Source organism: Alteromonas sp. 5E99-2 (assembly GCF_017368475.1).
Taxonomy (GTDB): Bacteria; Pseudomonadota; Gammaproteobacteria; order Enterobacterales; family Alteromonadaceae; genus Alteromonas_F.
This window is the reverse complement of record NZ_JAFNJE010000067.1, coordinates 1-640: the sequence shown is the minus strand read 5'-3', so window position 1 is coordinate 640 and position 640 is coordinate 1. Positions and strand designations below refer to the sequence as shown.

Sequence of the window (640 nt, the reverse complement as noted above, 5' to 3'; positions counted from 1 at the left end):
GACGTAGGCTTGGATACCGGCCACAAGGACTTCAAGTCCGTAGATGGCGGCGATGCCTGCGATGGATACAGGGCTGATGATGCCGATGGCAGCAAAACCTGCGAAAACTTTGATAACTGCGTGGCCGGCCATGACGTTACCCGCAAGACGGATAGAGTGGCTCACAGGGCGCACGAAGTAAGAGATGACTTCGATGATTGCGATGATCGGGCGCAAGATCGCTGGTGCGTCTTTCATCCAGAACATGCCAAGGAAGGACGCGCCGTTCAGAACAAAACCAAGGATTGTGACTGCAAAGAAGACACCAAAACCAAGGATCGCTGTAACCGCGATGTGTGATGTTGTTGAGAACGACATCGGAAGAAGCGCCAAATAGTTGGCGAACAAGATGAAAGTAAAGAGTGTAAAGATGTATGGGAAGTACTTGACCCCATCTTTACCAGTCACGTCTTCAACCATCTTATATACGAAGCTGTACATCAGTTCTGCGACTGACTGAACGCGGGTTGGGACAATCGCCCGGCCCTTTGAGCCAAGAACGAAGATCGCTACAATCGCGAGAACCGCAATGGCCATCCACAATGTTGCGTTTGTAATCGTGAACAAGCCAACAGGGCCGTCGCCGAACAACGGCTTAACG

1 protein-coding gene is annotated in these 640 nt (G+C 51.4%); it reads right to left on the bottom strand.

Going from position 1 to position 640, the window contains the following annotated elements:
- Positions 1-640: F0F1 ATP synthase subunit A (locus tag J3L16_RS15905; RefSeq protein WP_207614045.1), on the bottom strand; the 640-nt coding region annotated here is incomplete at both ends.